A 19,978-nucleotide genomic window follows, 5' to 3' on the forward strand; every position below is an offset into this window, starting at 1 on the left:
AGACCAAACGTTAGCGCGGGTATTCGCTTAATAGCGCATTCAGGCGATCGGCCATCAATGCGCCTCGCCAGCCGGATACCAGCTCAGGCTGCCCGTTGCCGCTTTTTAATCCCCAGTGCCAGTTCAGCAGCTGGTTAATCTGCCTTCTTGAGGCCAGCAGCTCGGCGCTGACGCCTTTCTCGGCGCTCACGGTCTGCACAAGCGCTTTAATATCTTTAAACAGCTTGCGGTAGCCCGGCATATCGATCAGATTCTGCAGCGGCTCAGGCAGCGCCTCTTCCGGCAGCGCCTGCGCTTTCTCGACGAGGCCGATCAGCGTCTTGCCGTGGAAACGAATTTCGCTGCCCGACAGTCCCAGGCTATCAAGTTCACCCAGGCTGGTGGGCATATAGCGCGCCACGTTCCACAAATGTTCTTCGCGAATGACAAAGTTGACGGCCAGGTCGCGCTCGCGCGCTTTACGCAAACGCCAGTCCGCCAGCAGCTGCAGGCAGCCCAGCTGGCGAGTGCGCAGCTGCCAGGCGTTACCGATATCGCGCCACGCCTCGGCAGGATCCTGCACCTCCTGGCGGCGCTGCTGCATCAGCTGACACTCATCCAGCGCAGCGGAGAGCCAGCCTGCGCTGTCGGTTTCAGCCATCAGCTTTCCGGCAATCGGCAGCAGGTACCAGACATCGGCGGCGGCATAAATGCACTGGCGTTCGGTTAGCGGACGCGCCAGCCAGTCGGTACGGGATTCACTTTTATCCAGCGCCACGCCGGTAAACTCTTCCACCATCGACGCAAAGCCCCAGGACATCGGGCGACCGCAAAAGGCGGCCAGAATTTGCGTATCGATCAGCGGCTGCGGCATCAGATGAAAGGCATTAAGGAATACTTCCAGATCCTCGCTACCGGCGTGCAGAAATTTGGTCACGTCTTTATTCAGCAGCAGTTCGCGCATCGGTTGCCAGTCGGTGATGACCAGCGGGTCGATCAGCGAAACCTGGTTGCCGTCGAACAGCTGGAGCAAACCGAGCTGCGGGTAGTAGGTGCGAGTACGGACAAACTCCGTATCCAGCGCAATGGCGGAAACCGAGCTTGCCGCGTCACAGACGGCGCGCAGGCCATCGTTGGTGGTGATCATCTGATAGTTCAAATCATACTCTCTTAACTTGCGCCCATAAAAAACGCCGGCTTAGCCGGCGTCTGGCGATTCACTCTTAGCTCAGGCTTTATTGTCTACTTTAGCGCGGGCTTCGTCACGCAGTTCTCGACGTAAAATTTTCCCAACGTTGGATTTCGGCAGCTCATCGCGAAACTCAACGTGCTTCGGAACCTTGTAGCCGGTTAGCTGGCGACGGCAAAAGGTAATCAGCATCTCTTCCGTCAGCGTCGGGTCTTTCTTGACCACGAAAATTTTCACCGCTTCACCGCTGCTGCCGGACGGCACGCCGACCGCGGCCACTTCCTGAACCCCGGCGTGCTGCATCACCACATCTTCGATTTCATTCGGATAGACGTTGAAGCCCGAGACAAGAATCATATCTTTTTTGCGGTCGACGATGCGCAGGAAGCCCTCTTCATCCATCACCGCGATGTCGCCAGTATGCAGCCAGCCGTCCTTAATAATTTCCGCGGTGGCATCAGGACGCTGCCAGTATCCCAGCATCACCTGCGGCCCTTTCACGCACAGCTCCCCCGGCTCCCCCGGCGGTACTTCATTATCGTCGTCATCCACCAGCTTCGCTTCGGTGGAGGGCACCGGCAGGCCGATGCTGCCGCTATGATAATCAATATCGTGCGGGTTGACGCTCACCAGCGGCGCGCACTCGGTCAGGCCATAGCCTTCCAGCAGATACTGCCCGGTCAGCTTAACCCAGCGTTCGGCTACCACCTGCTGCACCGGCATGCCGCCGCCGGCGGAGAGATGCAGGGAGGAGAAGTCGAGCTGCTGAAACTCTTTGTTATTGAGCAGCGCGTTAAACAGGGTGTTGACCCCGGTCATCGCGGTGAAGGGATATTTCGCCAGCTCTTTGACCAGGCCTGGAATATCGCGCGGGTTGGTGATCAGCAGATTCTGCCCGCCCAGCTCGATAAACAGCAGGCAGTTCATGGTCAGCGCAAAAATGTGGTACAGCGGGAGCGCGGTAACGACCAACTCTTTGCCGCGATGCAGCAGCGGCCCGTAGGTGCCGTTGACCTGCTCAAGGTTCGCCAGCATATTGCGATGCGTCAGCATCGCTCCCTTCGCCACGCCGGTTGTTCCGCCGGTGTACTGGAGAAAAGCGAGATCCTGAGGGACGATTTCCGGCTTGATGTACTGCATACGGTAGCCGTGCTGCAGCGCGCTGCGAAACGAGATGGCGTCCGGCAGATGGTATTTTGGCACCAGCCGTTTGATGTACTTCACCACAAAGTTAACCACGGTGCCTTTCGCCGGGGAAAGCTGATCGCCCATACGGGTTAAAATCACGTGCTTAACCTGGGTTTTATCGACCACCTTTTCCAGGGTATGCGCGAAGTTGGAGACAATCACGATGGCGGCGGCGCCGCTGTCGTTGAGCTGGTGCTCCAGCTCGCGCGGGGTGTAGAGCGGATTGACGTTCACCACGATCATCCCCGCGCGCAGGATACCAAACAGCGCTACCGGATATTGCAGCAGATTCGGCATCATCAGGGCGACGCGGTCGCCTTTTTGCAGACCCAAACCTTCCTGAAGGTAAGCGGCAAACGCCCGGCTGCGCTCCTCCAGCTTACGGTAGGTCATCACCTCGCCCATATTGATAAATGCCGGTTGGTCGGCATAGCGGCGGACGGCATGTTCAAACAGTTCAACCAGGGATTGATAGCGGTCAGGGTTTATCTCCGCAGGAACGTCCGCGGGATAACGGTTTAGCCAAACCTTTTTCACTGCATCACCTCTGAAATAGTTATTCGTCGTCATCACAGCCCCTGATCAACAAACATTCTGTTAACATTATATTAACTCAGCGTACCAGTTTATTAATTAGGCGTTGTACAGGTTGCGAAGCGCGTCACTATTTATTTTTCTTATTTGACTGAAAACGAAGAAACAGCGGACCAGCCGCTGTTTCTTTTTGCTTACAATAGCTACAAAATCATTCAGTTACGACGTTTCTGACTTCGGCAGGGCCCGGGTTATACCAGCCCCAGCCGCCGTAACCGTAGCCCCACGGGCGCGGGCCGAACATCCACGGGTCCATCATTGGCTGCGGGGGCATCACCACCTGCTGCACAACGTTCCAGCGCTTGTAGCCGATGGCATTCATCAACATGAATTTATACGGCGTATTCCCCACTTTGCCGTCGACGACGCCGACGATCGGGCCAACCACGGTGACCAGCTGCCCGCGAAAATCCACCGGGTCGATAAAGCCGTTTACGTCGGCAAAAATACGCCCGCGCGACGGTTCGCCCAGCGCCGGACGCGCGGCGCCGTCGAGCGGAACGGTGGCAATTTCCAGGCGGGTTTTACCCTGCTGGTTCTGTACGCTAACCACCTTGCCGCCAAAACGCGCTTCCTGACCGACATACAGCTGCGGCGCGTTCATTACCCGGACTAGATCCTGCTGCGGCGTCGGGGTGGTGCCCTTTATGGCATCCGGCACCGAAGCGCACCCGCTCAGCGCAGCAACGACTGCCGCCGCGACTAACCAACGCACTACCCTTTTTTGACCCGCCATGACGCGACTCCTTCGTTCTTCTCAGACATATAGTTACTGAGATTCACTCGCGGCCAGGAAGTTTCTTCCACGCCACTTCATTACGTAAATAAACCGGTTCAGCGTGTTCGACGGCCACGGTTTTTCCCGCCGTCAGCAGATAGCAGGCCAGCGGCAGCATATCCTGCGCTTCAGGCAGCTGAATGTCGCCATCGACGAGCGTTAAACCACAGCCGTTAGCCAGATCGGGCCACGCCTGCCAGCCGGTGCCAACGGTGGCCCACTCGCCTTCCAGCCGCTGAAGCCGCTCGCGAACCGCTTCCGGCTTCAGCACCGCCTCGCTCTCTTCGCCGTGCCAGACGCCCTGCTCATCGCGCTGATATTCCGCCCAGTAGACCTCGCCCATTCTGGCGTCGATGGCCGCCAGCACGCGGGTTGCGCCGGTTTTGCGCCACGCGCCCTGCGCCATGGTTGCCAACGTGGACACACCGATCATCGGCAGCTCGGCCCCCAGCGCCAGCCCTTGGGCGATACCAATACCGATACGCACGCCGGTGAAGCTCCCCGGCCCGCGGCCAAAGGCCAGCGCGTCAAGGTCGGTTAATTGCGTGCCACTCTCATTGAGGACCTCCTGCACCAGGGGCAGGATACGTTGGGTATGTTCACGGGGGCAGATTTCAAAATGAGCACTGAGGGTGCCATCATTCCACAGCGCCGCGGAGCAGGCCTCCGTGGCGGTATCGATAGCTAAAATTCGCATGGGTTGTCGCGCTCTCGCTCTAGCAGATTGACAAAATGGCGCGCAGCTTACCACATTTTGCGCCGGATTACCTCGCCGGCGGCACCGCAAGAAAGCGTACCGCCCGGCGGATGTCGCGCGTGCGCGGCGCGGGCGGCAGGCTGGCGAGGAAGGTCGCGCCGTAGGGACGCATCACCAAACGGTTGTCGCAGATAACCAGTACCCCACGATCGGTAACATCGCGGATCAGACGCCCCACGCCCTGTTTAAGAGTAATCACCGCGTCCGGCAGCTGCACCTCATCAAAGGGATCGCCGCCGCGCAGACGGCAATCTTCCATCCGCGCTTTGAGTAGCGGATCGTCCGGCGAGGTGAACGGCAGTTTGTCGATAATCACCAGCGAGAGGGCATCGCCGCGCACGTCCACGCCTTCCCAGAAGCTGCTGGTCGCCACCAGCAGCGCATTCCCGGCGCTGACGAACTGCTGTAAAAGCTGGCCTTTACTGGTTTCCCCCTGCAGCAACACCGGCAGGGTCATGGTGGCGCGGAACTGCTCCGCCAGATCGCGCATCATGGCGTGGGAAGTGCACAGCATAAAGCAGCGCCCGTCGTTAGCCTCAATCAGCGGTTTGAGCATCGCCGCCAGATGCCGCGCCGCGCCGGGCTGGTTGGGTAACGGCAAATTACGCGGCACGCACAGCAGCGCCTGATGGGCGTAATCAAAGGGGCTGGGCAGCAGCAGCGTTTGCGCTTCGCCGATGCCAAGGCGATCGGTGAAATGATGTAAATCGTCATTGACCGAGAGCGTGGCCGAGGTAAAGATCCAGCTCCCCGATTTTTGCGCCATCACCTCTTTAAATTTATCCGCCACCGTCAGCGGGGTCAGCGCCAGGGTGAAGGTGCGGGAAGTACACTCATACCAGTAGCTAAATCCCGGCTGGCTGGTCTCTTTCAGCCGCTTCAGGCGGCCACGATAAAGGGTTGCCCGCTCAAAGGCGGCATCAAGCAGCGCCGAGCGGCCCAGCGACAGCTTTGCCACGTCGTAACAGAGTTCGAGCGCATCATCAAGCAGCAGCAGCGCGCGCTGAATGTTGTGGTCAGCCAGCAGCTCTCGCAGGTTGCCGCGATAGCCCGGTTCCCCCAGCTGCAGGCGAAAATCCTGCGCGCTCTGGGCCAGCCGGTCGGCGCACTTCTGCAGCTGCTGAGTGTCTTTGAGCTCGGTACGATAAGCAATAGTAATGTCTTTTGCCAGGTCCAGCAGCTGGCGGCTGGAGAGCGATTGTCCAAAGTACTGGCTGGCGATGTCCGGTAGCTGATGCGCTTCGTCGAAGATCATCACTTCCGCTTCGGGGATCAGCTCGGCAAAGCCGCTCTCTTTGACCACCATATCGGCGAGGAACAGATGATGGTTGACGACGACCACGTCGGCATCCATCGCCTTTTTCCGCGCCTTCACCACAAAACAGTCTTTATATAACGGGCAGTCGCTGCCGAGGCAGTTGTCGTTGGTGCTGGTGACCAGCGGCCAGGCCTGGGAATCTTCGGCGACGCTAACGCAGGTGCTGATATCGCCATCGACGGTTTGATTAGACCATGAACGCAGCAGAATAACGTCGCTGAGGGTTTGTACCGGCAGGTCTCCCCCGGCAAGGGCCTGCTGCTCCAGACGCTCAAGGCACAGGTAGTTCGACCGCCCTTTCAGCAGGGCCAGCTTACCGGTGTACTTCAGCGCTTTGGCGACGGTAGGCAAATCGCGACTGTAGAGCTGATCCTGTAGCGCTTTCGAGCCGGTGGAGATAATGACTTTTTTGTTGGCGCGCAGCGCAGGCGCCAGATAAGCGTAGGTTTTCCCGGTCCCGGTACCCGCTTCAACCACCAGCGGACGGGTTTCTTCAATCGCGCTGGCGACGGCGAAAGCCATCTGGCGCTGCGGCTCGCGTGGTTTAAATCCCGCAATCGCGCTGGCCAGCTGGCCGTCTGCTGCAAAATCGTCGATCACATTACCCCCTGGTTATTTGGACAGTGATTATGTCAGGGTGGAGGGGTTTTCGCCAGTGCGGGTAGTGACGCAGGTGCAACATTGTGGCAGTCTTGCCGCAGCTTAATGAACCGGAACAAAGAGGAAATAAACATGACCATTACGCGTATTGATGCCGAAGCCCGCTGGTCTGATGTGGTGATTCACAACCAGACGCTGTACTACACCGGCGTGCCGTCCAACCTGGATGCCGACGCCTGCGCGCAAACCGCCGATACCCTGGCGCAGATTGACGCGGTGCTGGAGAAACAGGGCAGCAGCAAGTCGCGTATTCTTGATGCGACGATTTTCCTTGCCGACGGCGCAGATTTTGCAGCGATGAACCAGGCCTGGGATGCATGGGTCGTCGCCGGTCATGCCCCGGTACGCTGTACGGTACAGGCGAAGCTGATGAATCCGAAATACAAAGTCGAGATTAAAATCATCGCCGCAGTGTAAGACAGCCGTGGCCCCGTAGCCCGGGCAAGCGTAGCGCCGCCCGGGAAGACAAAGCCTCAATCCCTGCGCATTCCCCGGATAGCGGCGTAAACGCCTTATCTGGACTACATATCAGCCAGGCCGGCCAGGCGCAGCGCCGTCGGGAGGCAAGAAGCATTGTTGTATCAGCCCGGGCACCACATGAGCTGTTCCTTCAGCTGCAGCGTCTCCTGCGGCACGCATTTCAGCGCTTCACGATAGCTGCCGGCTTGTTTTGCATACCCCCGCACAGACTGCAGCAGCACGCGCAGCGCGCTATCCCACACAATCCCCTGCAGGTCGCTATAGGGCCAGAGATCCGGTTCCCGAATAAACGGCACCAGGTAATCAATCCCCTGCTTCACGCCTCGCCCATCGCGGATGGCGTTCCAGCGGTCAAACTCGACGTGCTCGGCATAGCGGTTGAGCAGCAGATGCGCTTCCAGGTTAAACAGCGAGTAGTGGAAAGGGATGGTACGTTCGAGCTCCATGGTCTGCTTGCCATCCTGGTCAATCTGCGCCGCCATCCGCTGGGTGATCCCCTGCTCGATGATCCGCGCCGCCAGCCCTTTATCGCCATAGAACAGCGCGTTAACCGTCCGCTGGGCGTCGTACCAGGTGCCGTGGTTGTTGTGCCAGACGTACTCTGAGTGGCCAATTTCGCTGTAGTACATCCAGTGGTTAAAATCGCGGAACCACTGGTGCAGGCCGATAATATCGTCGGTATCCAGCACGTTCGCCGCACTCACCAAGCCGATGGTATCCACCACCATCCACATTAAGCGGGTGTCAATCAGCCCTGTGCCGCGGCCGGAAACAATCCCCGGGATCGCCTGGCCATAGTTCAGATGCGGATTCATTCGCGTGTCGGCATCGAGGAACCAGCAGCGGATCTGCACGGCCGCCGCCTGCGCGTACTGGCGCTGGCCGGTGAAGTACCACGCCAGTCCCAGTGTCAGACAGCGTTCGCACATGCGGATAATGCGCGAGGTGTCGGTATCGTTATTTTCACACTGCGGGTTGATATGCCCATCGCGGCGAATGTAGGGCAGCCCGTTGGGACGCCGCGGGTTTGGCCACCAGTAGGTCCCCAGACTGTAGTAATCGTGCGCATCGCCGCTCGCCGGGCGCAGTTTTTTGTGCACCACGCTTTCCGGCGCTTCGCGGCGCAGAATGTCGGCCTCTGACACCAGCTTGCTCAGCGCCAGCTGCAGCGGCGAGAACGGCTGTTTTAAGCCCGCCCGGGCGTTTTCCAGGCAGGTTTCATCAAGGGTGTACAGCTTCATCGCCACCTTAAACTTCCTCCCGGCACGCTATGCGTTGACCGCTTTGCGCATCAAAGAGGTGCACGCCCGAGAGTTTCGGCTGTAGCCATATCTTATCCCCCTCTTTTACTGCCAGACGCTGTTTGAACACCGATGTAAACGCCCCGCCGCCGGTATCGCAGAAGAGCTGCATATCCGAGCCGGTGTTCTCCACCGCCGTCACCTTCGCCGCCAGCGCATCGTCGCGCGCTTCATGGACCACGTTGACCTGCTCGGGGCGAATGGCGTACACCACCTGCTGGCCGTCGGTCACCCGTAACCCCGCGGGCAACGCCAGCAGCGAGCCATCTTTCAGACGCAGGCTGGTCGCGTTGCCGTTCAGCACAACCTCGCCGGGAAGCTGGTTAATTTCCGGCGAACCGATAAATCCGGCCACGAACAGATTCGCCGGCCGGTCGTACAGCTCCAGCGGGGTACCCGCCTGTTCAATTCGCCCATCGCGCAGGACGACGATCATCTGTCCCATGGTCATGGCCTCAATCTGATCGTGGGTGACGTATACCGAGGTGGTTTTCAGCCGACGATGCAGTTCGCGGATCTCGCCGCGCACCTGGGTTCGCAGCTTGGCGTCAAGGTTGGAGAGCGGTTCATCGAATAAGAATACTTGCGGCTTACGCACGATCGCCCGCCCCATCGCCACGCGCTGGCGCTGGCCGCCGGAGAGATCTTTGGGCAGGCGTTCCAGCAGCGGCTCCAACCCCAGTAGCGCCGCCGCTTCATTGACCTTCTGATTGATCTCCGCTTTCGGCAGTTTAGCCATCTTTAGGGCAAAGCCCATATTTTCACGTACCGTCATCTGCGGGTAGAGCGCGTAGCTCTGGAACACCATCGCGATATCGCGCAGCTTCGGTTCTACCTCGGTGACGTTGCGTTCGTTGATATGCACCTCGCCACCGGAAATCTCTTCCAGCCCGGCAATCATGCGCAGCAGCGTGGACTTGCCGCAGCCGCTGGGGCCCACAAGGACGCAGAATTCACCGTCCGGGATAGTCAACGACACGTCTTTAATCACGTGCGCGTCACCATACGATTTACGCACGCTATTCAGTACAACAGATCCCATTGATAACTCCTTATCCTTTGACCGCGCCGGACATAATCCCGCGATTAAAATGTTTTTGCAGACCCAGGTAGACGATGATGCTGGGCAGCATCGCCAGCAGCGTTATGGCGATAAAAATGTTCGGCGTGATGCTCTCATCGGTACGCAGCGTGCCGAGGATCACCGGAATGGTATTCAGGCTGTCCTGGTTGACCACGATCAGCGGCAGCAGGTACTGGTCCCAAATCATAATAAAGCCGAAGGTCACCACCGTGCCGAGCGCCGGTTTCACCAGCGGCAGGATGACGTGGAAGAAAATCTGCCACTCGTTAGCGCCATCAATCCGCGCCGCCTCCTCCAGCTCTTTCGGAATCGCCGACATAAATTCAGTCAGGACAAAGATAGAGAACGCCCAGCCGACAACCGGTAAAATCATCCCGAGGTAGCTGTTGTAGAGCGAGGCATCGATAAACGGCAGTCGCCAGTTAATAATCATGTACAGCGGAATGGCGATGACCTCTTCCGGCAGCATCATGGTGGACAAAATCACCAGGCTCACCAGCGCCACGCCGCGAAACTTCTTCCGCGCCAGCGCATAGGCCGCCAGCGCGCTGACCGACACCTGCAGAACGGTGCCGAAGAACACCACCAGAATGGAGTTCAGCAGATACTGCCAGACGCCAATATCCATCCACGCAAAGATGAAGTTTTCAAATGAGAACTGATTCGGCCAGGCCAGCAGTTCGCCCGGTTTCACCGGCGCACCGCTGAATGCCGTGGCGACGATGCCCCAGAACGGACCGACAAAGACAATCAGCAGCAGCGCGTAGATGCACCAGCGTCCTGCTGTATCCCAACGTTTACTTAACATCGCGGCTCCTTAGTAACGGGCGATACGTTTTTTCAGCGTCAGATGACAAATGGTTAACAAAACCGTGAAGGTGAACAGCAGAAACGACACCGCCGAAGCGTAGCCATAGTCAAACTGCTCAAAACCCAATTTATAGATGTGGGTCATGACCATTTCCGTGGCGTTAGACGGCCCCCCGCCGGTGGTGGCATACACCTCGGCAAACACCCGAAAACCACGAATGAAGGAGAGCATCAGCACCACCGAGAGCGCCGGGATCATGCCAGGCAGCGTGACGTAGCGCAGGCGGTTCCACCAGCTGGCGCCGTCAACGTTCGCCGCATCGTATAAATCGCGGCTGATCCCCGCCAGGCCGGCAATAAAAATCACCATGTTGTAAGGCACCGCCTTCCAGATATGCAGCAGCATGATGACCCCCAGCGCCTGATCGGAGCTGGCAAGAAAGCCCTGGTCGGCGACGCCAAACCAGCTCAGGATGTGGTTAACCACGCCGTTGGGCGTTGGGTTGAATAAAATTCGCCACATTTCGGCGACGATCGCCGCGCTGGTGACCGCGGGTAAAAAGATGGCGGTGCGAATAAAACGCAGATGGCGCGCCGGACCTTCCAGCAGCATGGCGAGAAAGAAGGCCAGGATAGCCGCGGCGAACATCGTTACCACCACGTACAGCAGCGTGTTCACCACCGCCGCGTGCAGCTCGGCGTCGGCAAAAGCGCGGGTGAAGTTATCCAGCCCTACCCACTCGTTGGGCTGATTAAAGTTGACCTTGTAAAAGCTCATCACCAGACCCTGAATCATGGGGATAAACTTAAACCAGCTGAAAATAATTAGCGCAGGCGCTAAAAACAGCCACGGGATCAGCGCCCGCTTACGCTTTGCGCTCAGCCATCCGGCCGAGTCAGGCGAAGCGGCCTGCTTTATCGGCGAGGACTTCGTCTCATGCAGCGTCATAACCTATGTCCTCAGTTAGCCAGCACATTTTGTTTTTTCAGCTCAGCGTTCACCTTGCCGTCGAGCGTCTTCAGCTCGCCGGGAATATCGCTGCTGCAGTCGGCAAAAATGCGGTTAAAGCCTTCGGCTGCCACCTGACGCACCGGCGTCCAGTTGGGAATTTGCGGCACGTAGCGCCCCTGTTCATTGTAAAGTCGGGCGAAAGTCTCCCAGCGCGCGTCCTGATAAACGGCTTTGACGTCGACGTTCTTATTCACCGGCAGGCGCACCACCGGTATATGCTGGCTGCCTTTACCCATGCCGATTTCCTGACCTTCCGGGGAAATCATAAATTCGATAAATTGACGCGCCGCCTCTTTCTGCACACTGCTCTTCATCATAAAGACCGTGGTGCCCTCGGCGAGGGTGGCCTCACCTTTAGGCCCCACCACCGGAATCACTTCAAAGTTGTCTTTACCCGGGTCTTTATCGAACAGCGCGATATGGTACGGGCCGCTGAAGAACATGCCGCTTTGCCCGGAACGGAAGGAGGGAATAACGTCGGCGGTGGTGGCGTTAATCGCCCCCGGCTGCGTGACTTTGTCGCACATCATGGCGCGCATAAAGGTCATCGCCTGAGCCACTTCCGGCGTATTGAGCGAAGCGCTGAATTTTCCGCTCTCTTCTTTAACGAAATCGCCGCCCGCCTGCCAGATAAAGCTACTCATAAACCAGCTGGCGTAGCCGCGCGTCGTGGAGGCGGGAACGATAAATCCGTAGGTATCATTTTTGCCGTTGCCATCGGGATCCTGGGTGGTGAAGGCTTTTGCCAGGGCCTGAATATCATCCCAGCTCTTCGGCTGCGGCAGCCCCAGTTTTTCCCGCCAGTCTTTGCGCACAAACAGGGCGAAAGTTTGCGCGGAGGTCGGTACGCCATAGTATTTACCGTCGATATAGCGGGTGCTCTTCCATGCCGTCTGGAATAGCTGGTCGCCGCCCGCGATCGCCTGCGGGTCAATTTCTTCGGCAATACCCAACTGGATAAACTGCCCCAGCGACGCCGCATCGTTAAAAATCAGATCGGGTAAGGCGTTGCCCGCCGTGGCGCGCGCCAGCCGCTGTTCAAAGTCGGTGGTGGCGTTGAAATACTCAATTTTGATACCGGTTTTTTCTTCAAACTTTTCCGCCTCTTGTTTGTAGATATTCTTCGAGTCATTGCTGGCGCGGATCCAGACGTTGAGGGTAGTCGCGGCGTAGCTTTGGCTAACGCCGAGCCCGAGCGCGGTAAGAAGTAACAATGAACGTAATTTATTGGCAGACATGATGGCATATCCTTTATTGTAGGGCACCAAGGTAATTAAATTCTCAATTAATACATAAAAAGAAATGTGAATATCGCTCAGGCGTTAATACAGCTGACGCAAGAAATATTTCCATTCATTAGATAGAAATGTATTTCCCAATACAACCATGCAAAAAAGAAATTGCGTTTCAAAAACCAGAAAATTGAGATAGATCACACCAAAAAGTGACAAGAAAAGTGACGAAAAACAAATAACATTTAAAATCAATATATTATAAATTTACTAATTTTGTTAAAAGATTCAAAAAATAGAGAAAAACGGCAAAATACGTGATGTACACTGCATTAATAGCGTCATTATTTATCCAGGCCGTTAAACTTGAAGGACGTCACAAAAAAAATCACTTTGTCTTTTACACTGCTCGCCATCGAATATTTAAATATATTGTTTTTAATTACACCGCCTGTTTTTCGCGTCCTTTAAATACGCGTCAGGTATAATTCTGTTGTTATCTTTTCTCATATTTGCAGAAGGGTTATCACGATGAACTCAATACCTCGCCGAGGTTTGTTATGCATTGCGCTGTTTTGTTCCGGCCTGAGCGCCGCCTCGTATGCCGCTGAGCCGTACACGCTAGACGGAAAGGATTTAGCCTTTAGCCGCCAGCAGATCGCCGCGAAAGATCCGCTATTTGTTCAGGCGCAAGCGGCGCTGCTAAAGAAAGCCGATCTGGCGCTCAATCATCCGCTGTTCTCGGTGATGGATAAAACGCTGGTCGCCGCCAGCGGCAATAAGCACGACTACTACAGCTTTCCGCCTTACTGGTGGCCAAACCCTGATACCCAGGACGGGCTTCCCTATATCCGCAAAGATGGGCAAACCAACCCTGACGCCAATAGTGACGCCACCGATAAAAACCGGCTGGTGAAAATGAGTAACGACGTGTCAACGCTGGCGCTGGCGTGGTACTTCTCTCACGACGATCGCTACGCGCAAAAAGCGGCTGCGCAGTTAAAGACCTGGTTCCTCGATCCCAAAACGCGAATGACCCCCAACCTGCAGCATGCCCAGGCCATTCCCGGCATTAATACCGGACGCGGTATCGGCATTATTGATAGCCGCGCGCTGGTTGATGTCGTTGACGCGATCGCCCTGCTGCAATCCTCAGCTGCGCTGAGCGATAACGACGTTAGCGCATTAAGGCAGTGGTTTGGCGACTATTACCACTGGATGACCACCAGCCAGAACGGCTTTGAAGAAGAGAACTGGCATAACAATCACGGCAGCTATTTTGATATGCAGGCCGCCGCCTTCGCGCTGTTCAGCGGTAAAATCGACGAGGCGAAAAAGCGCCTGTACATCACCCAGCTGCGGCGTATTGCGGGACAATTTGATATTGAAGGCCGCCAGATGGCCGAGCTGGAGCGCACGCGTCCGTGGCACTACAGCAATTTCAACCTCGAAGCCTACAACCGCCTCGGGCGACTGGGCGAGAAGGCGGGCGTCGATATCTGGAACTTCACCCTCGACGACCATAGCCTGCGCAAAGGCTATCAGTACATCGCCGGGTTTATTAACAGCGATACGCCATGGCCCTGGAAAGATATCGATAAAATGGATGACAAGAAAGCGCTGCGCAATATCGCCACCGCCGCACACGCCTGGCCGGAAGATCCGCTGTTCAGTGACAAAGCGCAGTGGCTGCGGGCGAAATATCCCGACGATATCACGACGCTTATCGCCCCGCTTTCCGCATCGTCAGAGGTCAGGGATAACCGCTAATGAAACAATTTTCTGGGCTCTGGCCCGACATTGTCGGACGCGCAGCCGCGAATAGCGGACTGCTTGAACGGCTAGTGAAGGATGCGCAGCCGGTACTTCAGGCAGCGGTTCGCATTCCGCAGTCAGGCATCGCCAGCTGGAATCTCTATTACTTTTGTCCGCGCCACGGCGTACGCCTGACGTGGCGGGCGGATACGCCCTACCAGCATGCCTGCCCGGTCGATGGGGAAATATTTAGCGGCGAACCGTGGGACGGCGCCTGGTGGCGCGAGATGAATGGCCGAAACGCCAGCGCCTGTCAGCAGCTTGGCCTGCTATGGCGGCTGACCGGCGAAACGGCGTATCGCGATAAAGTTCGCACGCTGCTGATGGGTTACGCGGATGTCTATCCCGGCTATGCGATTCACGGCGATATTCCCAACAACGGGCCGGGAAAGATGAACGCCCAGACGCTGTGCGAAGCCAACTGCATTCTGGAAATGGCGCTGGGTTATGACTTTATTCGCGACAGCCTGCCCCCCGGCGAGCAGCGGCACATCAGTGAAAACCTGCTGCGCTGTGCGGCCACGTTTTTGCGCGACCATCGTAGTCCGCAGATTCACAACCATGAAGTCAAAATCAGCGCGGCGCTTGGCGTACTGGGTTTCGTCCTCGAAGATGAAGCGCTGCTGGAGTTTGCCGTTAACCAGCCGTACGGCCTGCGCTGGCAGCTGGAAAACGGCCTGCTGGCGGAAGGGCTTTGGTTCGAAGGTTCGATTCACTACCACTATTATGCGCTGCAGGGCTTTTTCGCCTTCGAGAAGCTGGCGCGCGGCACCCGCTGGAGCCTGCTGGACGGCCCCTGGTATCAGGCGATGCTGAAGTTCCCGCTGGCGCTGCTGCTGCCGGACGGCACTTTCCCCCGCCTTAATGACTGCCTCGCCGGGCAGGAAAAGCTCCATCACCGGGATCTGTACGAGTTCGCCTGGTTTATCTGGCGTGACCCGCAGTACGCCGCGGTCCTGCAGTTTACCGAAACGGCGCCCGATGAGCGTGAAACCCTGCTATGGCGCGAACGGTCTCTGCCGGAATCCCCCCTGGCGCTCATCCCGCAGCAGTCGCTGTTTGCGCCGGGCGCGGGTCTGACGCTATGGCGACGGCCGCAGCAGGCGCTGCTGATTAAGCACAGTCCCTGGGGCGGCGAACACGACCATTACGACCGGCTGGGGCTGATGCTCTGGCATCGCGACGGCTGGCTGCTCACGGATATGGGCACCACCGGCTACGGCGCGAAAATGCACTACGACTACTACAAAAACAGCGCCACCCACAATACGCTTTGCGTTAATCAGAGCAACCAGCCTCCGGCCAATCCGCAGGTGCTGGGCCGGCATATGGATGACGACTTTCTGTGGCTGGATAGCGAGGTTGATTGGGGCAAACCGCCGCCGGAGCTCAACAGCCATAGCCGCGTCGAATGGGACGCTACGGCCTGGCGGGACGTGCGCTTCCGCCGTCGCCTGCTGTGGCTTGAAGATGTGCTGATCGATCTGTCCTCCGTGGAGAACCCGCATCGCCAGCAGCTCGACTGGACGCTGCATCTGGCGGCACAGGCGCTGGACCAGAGCGGCACGGCCCGGCCCTTTTCGCTCAGCGGCCCGCTGCGGCGAATGACCGAAGCAACCGTGACGCCGCTGAACGGCTGTCAGCCGCGCCACTTTGCGCGCGGCGGCGATACCGTTGCGCTCTGGCTGTCCGGTGATGGTGAACTCTGGCAAGGGCTGGCGCCCGATAACCCAGCGATTCGCAATCTTAGCTATCTGGTCATACGCAATCACCTGCCGCAGGCGCGTTTTGTGTGTCTGTGGGATCTGGCAAACAGCGCGCCGCTGACGGAAGTGAACGTGCACCATACGCCAGTCGGTACGCAAATTACCTTCTGGCGCGGCGATCGCGTGACGCACGTGACGTTGTACGACGAGCCAGGGAAACGACCTGATGCGATCCTTCCGCTCGCGGAAAGCGGCGTCTCACCTCAGTACGCAGAGTAATTTACTCGTCTTCATCCTCAAAGCGCGCCACAATCCGATCTCCGGTATGCGAGGCGCGCAGTTCATCCGCCACCAAAGCGATGGCCTGGCCGCTGCTCATGCCCTGCGACATCAGCTCCTGAATTCGTTCCACTGCTTTTTGCTGTTGCTCGTGGCTCAGCGAAGGTAAACCTGCAAACATCACTTACTCCTGCTACATTGTGGGGCGTAATTATTTCACGCCGTCCTCTCGTATACCAGCGGGCGGTCACGATCAGGATTAAAGAAGACCATGTTGTCCCCCGCTATGCTTTCCCTGCCCTGGCGTCCGGATGCCGCTGAAGACTATTTTAGCCCATTAAGTTCACAGCCCTGGGCGATGCTGCTGCACTCGGGTTTTGCCGAACATCCGCATAATCGTTTTGACATTGTTGTCGCCCAGCCGCGCGCAACGCTGGTGACTCGCGGCAATATGACCGTCATAAACGATGGGGAAACCGTCTCAACCTCTGCCGCCGATCCGCTCACTCTCGTGCATCAACAGCTGGCGCGCTTTAACCTGCAGCCGCAGGCTCATCCGCAGCTGCCGTTTCTCGGCGGGGCGCTGGGGCTGTTCGGCTACGATCTGGGTCGTCGCTTTGAAAATCTGCCGGCGCAGGCCGAGGCGGATATCGATCTGCCGGATATGGCGGTAGGCATTTATGATTGGGCGTTAATCGTCGATCATCAGCGCCGGGAAGTGTCGTTATTCAGCTATGGCGATCCGCAGGCGCGGCTGGCGTGGCTGGAAGCGCAGGCCGAGCCTGCCGCGGCCCCCTTTGCCCTCACCTCAGGGTGGCGCTCAAATATGAGCCGCGCGGAGTATGGCGAAAAGTTTCGCCAGGTTCAGGCTTATCTGCACAGCGGCGACTGCTATCAGGTTAACCTGGCGCAGCGGTTTACGGCGAGCTATCGCGGGGATGAGTGGCTGGCCTTCCGTCAGCTAAACCGTGTTAATCGCGCGCCGTTCAGCGCCTTTATTCGCCTCCAGGAGGGCGCCATATTAAGCCTGTCGCCCGAGCGTTTTATTCAGCTCCGGCAAGGCGAAATTCAGACCCGGCCCATCAAGGGGACGTTGCCCAGGCTGGCCGATCCTGAGCAGGACGCGCTGCAGGCGCAAAAGCTGGCGAACTCAGCAAAAGACCGCGCCGAAAACCTGATGATCGTCGATTTAATGCGTAACGATATTGGCCGGGTTGCTGTCCCCGGTAGCGTTCGCGTTCCTGAGCTGTTTGTGGTGGAGCCCTTCCCCGCCGTGCATCATCTGGTGAGCACCGTGACCGCCAGACTGCCCGCGCATCTGCACGCCGCCGACCTGCTGCGCGCGGCCTTTCCCGGCGGCTCAATCACCGGCGCGCCGAAGGTCAGAGCGATGGAGATCATCGATGAACTGGAGCCGCAGCGGCGCAACGCGTGGTGCGGCAGCATCGGATATCTCAGCTTCTGCGGCAATATGGATACCAGCATTACCATCCGTACGCTGACGGCCTGCCGGGGGCGGATCTACTGCTCCGCCGGCGGCGGAATTGTGGCCGATAGCGAAGAGGCGGCGGAATATCAGGAAACTTTTGATAAAGTTAATCGTATCCTGCATCAACTGGAGAGCTAGCACATGGCGGACAGCGCCCTCGAACTTGACGATTTCCTTTCGCGTTTTCAGCTTCTGCGCCCGCAGCCGACGCGCCACGCGCTCAACCAGCGTCAGGCTGCGGTGCTGGTACCGATTGTGCGCCGCCCGCAGCCGGGGCTGCTGCTGACCCAGCGTTCGCCGCTGATGCGCAAGCACGCGGGCCAGGTCGCCTTCCCCGGCGGCGCGGTGGATAACAGCGATGCGACCCTGATCGCCGCCGCGCTGCGCGAGGCCCACGAAGAGGTGGCGATCCCGCCGGAGTCGGTCGAGGTGATCGGCGTTCTGCCGCCGGTCGATAGCGTAACCGGTTTTCAGGTCACCCCGGTGGTGGGCATTATTCCGCCTGACCTGCACTATCACGCCAGCCAGGATGAAGTCGCCGCGGTCTTCGAAATGCCGCTGGCCGAAGCGCTGCGCCTGGGGCGCTATCACCCGCTGGATATCCATCGCCGCGGCAATTCGCATCGCGTCTGGCTATCCTGGTATCAGCATTATTTTGTCTGGGGAATGACCGCCGGCATTATCCGTGAACTGGCGCTACAGATAGGCTCCCGCCCTTAGCTATACTAAAACTGAGACGGCGTTCTCAGCATTAGTAAATCCATGGTTACCCATTAGTTTAATTCATGTGAATACTTAAGCTGATGGCCCGGTTCCCTCTTACACTATGCGCAGTTATTACATCGTTGCCGCACCCGCGGCAACCCTGTCAGGAGTGTTAGCGTGATTAGTATATTCGACATGTTTAAGGTGGGGATCGGTCCCTCATCTTCCCATACTGTAGGCCCGATGAAGGCCGGTAAACAGTTCGTCGATGACCTGGTCGAAAAGGGATTGCTTAATGAAGTGACTCGCCTGGCGGTCGACGTCTACGGCTCACTGTCATTAACCGGCAAAGGCCACCACACGGATATCGCCATTATTATGGGGCTGGCGGGCAATCAGCCCGATACGGTCGATATCGACGCGATTCCGGCGTTTATCCGCGACGTTGAAGAGCGCGGACGCCTGCTGCTGGCCCAGGGGCAGCATGAAGTCGACTTCCCGAAAAATGACGGCATGCGTTTTCGTAGCGACAACCTGCCGCTGCATGAAAACGGCATGACCATTCACGCCTGGTCTGGCGAGAAAGAGATCTACAGTAAAACGTATTATTCCATCGGCGGCGGTTTTATCGTCGATGAAGAACATTTCGGCAAAGAGAGCGCCAGCGAACTCGCCGTTCCGTATCCGTTTAAATCCGCTCAGGAGATGCTGGGCTACTGCAAACAGACCGGCATGTCGCTCTCCGGCATGGTGATGCAGAATGAGCTGGCGCTGCACAGCAAAAAAGAGATTGAAGACTATTTCGCCAATATCTGGCAGACCATGCGCGCCTGTATCGATCGCGGGATGAATACCGAAGGCGTCCTGCCCGGTCCGCTGCGCGTTCCTCGTCGCGCCTCGGCGCTGCGACGGATGCTGGTTGCCAGCGATAAGCTCTCTAACGACCCGATGAACGTGGTGGACTGGGTCAATATGTTTGCGCTGGCGGTCAACGAAGAAAACGCCGCCGGTGGCCGGGTGGTAACGGCCCCGACCAACGGCGCCTGCGGCATCGTTCCGGCGGTGCTGGCCTACTATGACCACTTTATCGAGCCCGTCAGTCCGGATATCTATATTCGTTATTTCCTGGCGTCAGGGGCTATCGGCACGCTGTACAAAATGAACGCCTCCATTTCCGGCGCGGAAGTGGGCTGTCAGGGCGAAGTGGGCGTGGCCTGCTCGATGGCGGCCGCGGGCCTGGCTGAAATCCTTGGCGCCAGCCCGGAGCAGGTCTGCGTGGCGGCGGAAATCGGCATGGAACATAACCTGGGACTGACCTGCGACCCGGTGGCCGGACAGGTACAGGTTCCGTGCATTGAACGCAACGCGATTGCCTCCGTCAAAGCGATTAACGCCAGCCGGATGGCAATGCGCCGCACCAGCGAGCCGCGCGTCTCGCTGGATAAGGTCATTGAGACCATGTATGAAACCGGTAAAGACATGAACGCCAAATACCGGGAAACGTCGCGCGGCGGCCTGGCTATCAAAGTTCAGTGCGACTAATCATTGCTCAACAGAATGCGCCCAAGGGCGCATTCTTCTTTTTCCGCTCTATATTATTAT

The 19,978-nt window shown here is 57.9% G+C and carries 17 protein-coding genes; 6 read left to right on the forward strand and 11 right to left on the reverse strand.

Annotation, left to right across the window (positions count from 1 at the left end; translation table 11 throughout):
* Window positions 1-10: 10 nt before the first annotated feature.
* The 5 genes from rnd to BWI76_RS17815 form a co-directional block, all read right to left on the reverse strand.
* Window positions 11-1,126: a ribonuclease D gene (rnd, locus tag BWI76_RS17795; protein WP_165775024.1), complete on the reverse strand. Its 1,116-nt coding sequence runs from the start codon at window positions 1,124-1,126 to the stop codon at window positions 11-13.
* Window positions 1,127-1,207: 81 nt separating this feature from the next.
* The gene (gene fadD, locus BWI76_RS17800) at window positions 1,208-2,893 is read right to left on the reverse strand and encodes a long-chain-fatty-acid--CoA ligase FadD (RefSeq protein WP_004138515.1); all 1,686 of its coding nucleotides are present in this window, start codon (window positions 2,891-2,893) and stop codon (window positions 1,208-1,210) included.
* A 208-nt stretch (window positions 2,894-3,101) separates the two neighbouring features.
* Window positions 3,102-3,686 carry a Slp family lipoprotein gene (locus tag BWI76_RS17805; RefSeq protein ID WP_024357825.1) on the reverse strand — a complete coding sequence of 195 codons (585 nt, stop codon included), beginning with the start codon at window positions 3,684-3,686 and terminating at the stop codon, window positions 3,102-3,104.
* A 43-nt stretch (window positions 3,687-3,729) separates the two neighbouring features.
* Complete coding sequence (gene tsaB, locus BWI76_RS17810) at window positions 3,730-4,425, reverse strand: tRNA (adenosine(37)-N6)-threonylcarbamoyltransferase complex dimerization subunit type 1 TsaB (protein ID WP_024357824.1); 696 nt, start codon at window positions 4,423-4,425, stop codon at window positions 3,730-3,732.
* A gap of 67 nt (window positions 4,426-4,492) precedes the next feature.
* Complete coding sequence (locus BWI76_RS17815; protein WP_024357823.1) at window positions 4,493-6,403, reverse strand: ATP-dependent DNA helicase; 1,911 nt, start codon at window positions 6,401-6,403, stop codon at window positions 4,493-4,495.
* Between the two features lie 132 nt (window positions 6,404-6,535).
* Between BWI76_RS17815 and BWI76_RS17820 the strand changes: the two genes are divergently transcribed.
* On the forward strand, window positions 6,536-6,880 hold the full coding sequence (locus BWI76_RS17820) for a RidA family protein (RefSeq protein ID WP_004113724.1): 345 nt from the start codon (window positions 6,536-6,538) through the stop codon (window positions 6,878-6,880).
* A gap of 164 nt (window positions 6,881-7,044) precedes the next feature.
* On the opposite strand, the gene BWI76_RS17825 is transcribed toward BWI76_RS17820, so the two are convergent.
* The 5 genes from BWI76_RS17825 to BWI76_RS17845 are packed head-to-tail and all read right to left on the reverse strand — an operon-like array spanning window position 7,045 to window position 12,388.
* Window positions 7,045-8,184 carry an alginate lyase family protein gene (locus BWI76_RS17825; protein WP_029669640.1) on the reverse strand — a complete coding sequence of 380 codons (1,140 nt, stop codon included), beginning with the start codon at window positions 8,182-8,184 and terminating at the stop codon, window positions 7,045-7,047.
* 7 nt (window positions 8,185-8,191) lie between these two features.
* Window positions 8,192-9,286: an ABC transporter ATP-binding protein gene (locus BWI76_RS17830; RefSeq protein ID WP_004138500.1), complete on the reverse strand. Its 1,095-nt coding sequence runs from the start codon at window positions 9,284-9,286 to the stop codon at window positions 8,192-8,194.
* Between the two features lie 10 nt (window positions 9,287-9,296).
* Window positions 9,297-10,136, reverse strand: a complete 840-nt coding sequence (locus tag BWI76_RS17835; RefSeq protein WP_004121979.1) for a carbohydrate ABC transporter permease — start codon at window positions 10,134-10,136, stop codon at window positions 9,297-9,299.
* A gap of 9 nt (window positions 10,137-10,145) precedes the next feature.
* The gene (locus BWI76_RS17840; protein ID WP_004121980.1) at window positions 10,146-11,087 is read right to left on the reverse strand and encodes a carbohydrate ABC transporter permease; all 942 of its coding nucleotides are present in this window, start codon (window positions 11,085-11,087) and stop codon (window positions 10,146-10,148) included.
* Window positions 11,088-11,098: 11 nt separating this feature from the next.
* Window positions 11,099-12,388 (reverse strand): ABC transporter substrate-binding protein, encoded by a 1,290-nt coding sequence (locus BWI76_RS17845; RefSeq protein WP_004138498.1) that lies wholly within the window; start codon window positions 12,386-12,388, stop codon window positions 11,099-11,101.
* A 525-nt stretch (window positions 12,389-12,913) separates the two neighbouring features.
* Here BWI76_RS17845 and BWI76_RS17850 point away from each other — a divergent pair.
* Both BWI76_RS17850 and BWI76_RS17855 read left to right on the forward strand, forming a co-directional pair.
* Window positions 12,914-14,152, forward strand: coding sequence for an alginate lyase family protein (locus BWI76_RS17850; protein WP_049089559.1), 1,239 nt, complete (start codon window positions 12,914-12,916; stop codon window positions 14,150-14,152).
* On the forward strand, window positions 14,152-16,182 hold the full coding sequence (locus BWI76_RS17855) for a heparinase II/III family protein (RefSeq protein ID WP_049089560.1): 2,031 nt from the start codon (window positions 14,152-14,154) through the stop codon (window positions 16,180-16,182). Before BWI76_RS17850 ends, BWI76_RS17855 begins: the two co-directional genes overlap by 1 nt.
* Before the next feature lies 1 nt (window position 16,183).
* On the opposite strand, the gene BWI76_RS17860 is transcribed toward BWI76_RS17855, so the two are convergent.
* Entirely contained in the window at window positions 16,184-16,363 is a 180-nt protein-coding gene (locus BWI76_RS17860; RefSeq protein WP_004103292.1) for a YoaH family protein, read from the reverse strand.
* A 90-nt stretch (window positions 16,364-16,453) separates the two neighbouring features.
* Between BWI76_RS17860 and pabB the strand changes: the two genes are divergently transcribed.
* The 3 genes from pabB to sdaA all read left to right on the forward strand — a co-directional run bounded on the left by pabB (window position 16,454) and on the right by sdaA (window position 19,918).
* Window positions 16,454-17,809, forward strand: a complete 1,356-nt coding sequence (pabB, locus tag BWI76_RS17865; RefSeq protein ID WP_024357819.1) for an aminodeoxychorismate synthase component 1 — start codon at window positions 16,454-16,456, stop codon at window positions 17,807-17,809.
* Between the two features lie 3 nt (window positions 17,810-17,812).
* Window positions 17,813-18,391 (forward strand): CoA pyrophosphatase, encoded by a 579-nt coding sequence (locus BWI76_RS17870; protein ID WP_004121986.1) that lies wholly within the window; start codon window positions 17,813-17,815, stop codon window positions 18,389-18,391.
* A 162-nt stretch (window positions 18,392-18,553) separates the two neighbouring features.
* Window positions 18,554-19,918 carry an L-serine ammonia-lyase gene (sdaA, locus tag BWI76_RS17875; RefSeq protein WP_004138492.1) on the forward strand — a complete coding sequence of 455 codons (1,365 nt, stop codon included), beginning with the start codon at window positions 18,554-18,556 and terminating at the stop codon, window positions 19,916-19,918.
* Window positions 19,919-19,978: the final 60 nt, after the last annotated feature.

Origin of the sequence: Klebsiella sp. M5al (assembly GCF_002090195.1) — a bacterium.
Taxonomy (GTDB): Bacteria; Pseudomonadota; Gammaproteobacteria; order Enterobacterales; family Enterobacteriaceae; genus Klebsiella; species Klebsiella grimontii.

Coding starts and splice junctions, on each gene's coding strand:
- BWI76_RS17825 (WP_029669640.1), bottom strand. CDS start 8,184: ATGAAGCTGTACACCCTTGATGAAACCTGCCTGGAAAACGCCCGGGCG.
- rnd (WP_165775024.1), bottom strand. CDS start 1,126: ATGATCACCACCAACGATGGCCTGCGCGCCGTCTGTGACGCGGCAAGC.
- BWI76_RS17845 (WP_004138498.1), bottom strand. CDS start 12,388: ATGTCTGCCAATAAATTACGTTCATTGTTACTTCTTACCGCGCTCGGG.
- BWI76_RS17820 (WP_004113724.1), top strand. CDS start 6,536: ATGACCATTACGCGTATTGATGCCGAAGCCCGCTGGTCTGATGTGGTG.
- pabB (WP_024357819.1), top strand. CDS start 16,454: ATGTTGTCCCCCGCTATGCTTTCCCTGCCCTGGCGTCCGGATGCCGCT.
- BWI76_RS17860 (WP_004103292.1), bottom strand. CDS start 16,363: ATGTTTGCAGGTTTACCTTCGCTGAGCCACGAGCAACAGCAAAAAGCA.
- BWI76_RS17870 (WP_004121986.1), top strand. CDS start 17,813: ATGGCGGACAGCGCCCTCGAACTTGACGATTTCCTTTCGCGTTTTCAG.
- BWI76_RS17830 (WP_004138500.1), bottom strand. CDS start 9,286: ATGGGATCTGTTGTACTGAATAGCGTGCGTAAATCGTATGGTGACGCG.
- tsaB (WP_024357824.1), bottom strand. CDS start 4,425: ATGCGAATTTTAGCTATCGATACCGCCACGGAGGCCTGCTCCGCGGCG.
- BWI76_RS17855 (WP_049089560.1), top strand. CDS start 14,152: ATGAAACAATTTTCTGGGCTCTGGCCCGACATTGTCGGACGCGCAGCC.
- BWI76_RS17805 (WP_024357825.1), bottom strand. CDS start 3,686: ATGGCGGGTCAAAAAAGGGTAGTGCGTTGGTTAGTCGCGGCGGCAGTC.
- BWI76_RS17835 (WP_004121979.1), bottom strand. CDS start 10,136: ATGTTAAGTAAACGTTGGGATACAGCAGGACGCTGGTGCATCTACGCG.
- BWI76_RS17840 (WP_004121980.1), bottom strand. CDS start 11,087: ATGACGCTGCATGAGACGAAGTCCTCGCCGATAAAGCAGGCCGCTTCG.
- BWI76_RS17850 (WP_049089559.1), top strand. CDS start 12,914: ATGAACTCAATACCTCGCCGAGGTTTGTTATGCATTGCGCTGTTTTGT.